Source organism: Hydrogenophaga sp. (assembly GCF_051007235.1).
Classification (GTDB): domain Bacteria; phylum Pseudomonadota; class Gammaproteobacteria; order Burkholderiales; family Burkholderiaceae_C; genus Hydrogenophaga.
On record NZ_JBPCSJ010000417.1, the window covers coordinates 1 to 2,329 of the forward strand.

General features: G+C 67.8%; 2 protein-coding genes. Both read left to right on the forward strand.

Annotated features, from left to right (window positions below):
* On the forward strand, positions 1 to 1,200 hold a 1,200-nt coding region (locus ACR2JA_RS14850; protein WP_434009854.1), incomplete at its 5' end, for a flavin-dependent oxidoreductase.
* A gap of 92 nt (positions 1,201 to 1,292) precedes the next feature.
* On the forward strand, positions 1,293 to 2,329 hold a 1,037-nt coding region (locus ACR2JA_RS14855), incomplete at its 3' end, for a Clp protease N-terminal domain-containing protein (protein WP_434009855.1).

The following is a 2,329-nucleotide window of genomic DNA, read 5'->3' on the forward strand; positions in this document are numbered from 1 at the left end:
ATCGCCGGCCTGTCCTTCGCCTTGCACCTGCACCAGCGCGGTCTGGCCTGCGATGTGTACGAGAGCGTGCCCGAGGTGCGCGAGCTGGGGGTGGGCATCACCCTGCTGCCGCACGCCATGCGCGAGCTGGCGGCACTGGGGCTGCAGCCGGCGCTGGAGGCGGTGGGCATCGAGAACCTGGAAAGCGTGTTCTTCAACCGCTTCGGTCAGTTCATCTACCGAGAACCGCGCGGCCGCCACGCCGGCTATGCGGTGCCCGAGGTCGGCATCCACCGCGGCAAGCTGCACCGCATCCTGTACGACGCGGCGGTGCAGCGCCTGGGCCCGGAGCGCGTCCACACCGGGCACCGCTGCACCCAGGTCACGCAGGACGAGGCGGGCGCGACGGTGTATTTCAACGATGCGCAGGGCACCCCGCGCGAGCCGGTGCAAGCCGATATCGTGGTCGCGTGCGACGGGGTTCATTCGGCCGTGCGCCGCCAGTTCTACCCGGAAGAAAAACTCGCCTTCGCCGGCATCAACACCTGGCGCGGCGTGACCCGGCACAAACCCATCCTCAGCGGCAAGAGCTACCTGCGCGTGGGTTCCATCAAGACCGGCAAGATGGTGATCTACCCGATCGTGGACAACGTGGACGGGCAGGGCCACCAGCTCATCAACTGGATGGCCGAGATCGAGCGCCCCGGCGAGGCCATGAACGACTGGAACCAGGGCGGCCGGGTGGACGATTTCATCGGCATCTTCCAGGACTGGACCTTCGACTGGCTGGACGTGCCCGCCCTGATCCGCAACGCCGACCAGGTGCTGGAGTACCCGATGGTGGACAAGGACCCGATCGACCGCTGGACCTTTGGCCGCGTGACCTTGATGGGCGACGCCGCCCACCCCATGTACCCGCGGGGCTCCAACGGCTCGGCCCAGGCCCTGATCGACGCCCGCACGCTGGCCACCGAACTGGCCCGCGACGCCAGCCCCCAGGCCCTGCAGGCCTACGAGGCGCTGCGCCGGGAGGCCACGGCGCGGGTGGTGGCCACCAACCGCAGCGTGCCGCCGGACTTCATCAACATCAAGGTGGACGAACTCAGCGGCGACCGACCGTTCCGCCACATCGACGACCTGATCAGCCAGGCCGAGCTGCGCGAGATCTCGGACCACTACAAGAAGGTCGCGGGTTTTTCGCTCGAAGCGCTCAAGGCCTGAACGCTGGCTCTAAAACCGCGTTGGCGGCAAGGGCTTGAAAGCCGCGGGAAGGGCTCCATGTAGTTCGCAATCATCCATTGCGGAGCCCTCACATGCGACTCGACAAACTCACCACCAAGTTCCAGGAAGCCCTGGGCGAAGCCCAGAGCCTGGCCCTGGGCAAAGACAACGCCTACATCGAACCGGCACACCTGCTGCTGGCCATGCTGCGCCAGGCCGACGGCCCGAAATCGCTGCTGCAGCGCGCCGGCGTCAATGTGGCTGGCCTGAGCAAGGCGGTCGAAGAGGCGGTCAACCGCTTGCCCGAGGTGCAGGGCCAGGACCAGGTGCAGCCCAGCCCGGACCTGGGCAAGCTGCTGCAGGCGACCGAGAAGGAAGCCATCAAGCGCGGTGACCAGTTCATCGCCAGCGAGCTGTTCCTGCTGGCTGTGGCCGACCACAAGGGCGAGCTCGGGCGCATCGCGAACGAGAACGGCCTGTCCCGCAAGAGCCTGGAGGCCGCGATCACCGCGGTGCGCGGCGGGCAGGGCATGGACAGTCCCGAGGCCGAAGGCCAGCGCGAAGCCCTCAAGAAATACACCCTGGACCTGACCGAGCGCGCCCGCCAGGGCAAGCTGGACCCGGTGATCGGCCGCGACGACGAGATCCGCCGCGCCATCCAGGTGCTGCAGCGCCGCAGCAAGAACAACCCGGTGCTGATCGGCGAACCCGGCGTGGGCAAGACGGCGATTGTCGAAGGCCTGGCCCAGCGCATCGTGGCCGGCGAGGTGCCCGATTCGCTCAAGGGCAAGCGGGTGTTGAGCCTGGACATGGCTGCGCTGCTGGCCGGCGCCAAGTTCCGCGGTGAGTTTGAAGAGCGCCTGAAGACCGTGCTGAGCGAGCTGGCCAAGGACGAGGGCCAGACCATCGTCTTCATCGACGAGCTGCACACCATGGTGGGCGCCGGCAAGGCCGAGGGCGCCATCGACGCGGGCAACATGCTCAAGCCGGCGCTCGCGCGCGGCGAACTGCACTGCATCGGCGCGACCACGCTGAACGAGTATCGCAAGTACGTCGAGAAGGACGCCGCGCTCGAGCGCCGTTTCCAGCCGATCCAGGTGGCCGAGCCGTCGCTCGCGCACACCATCGA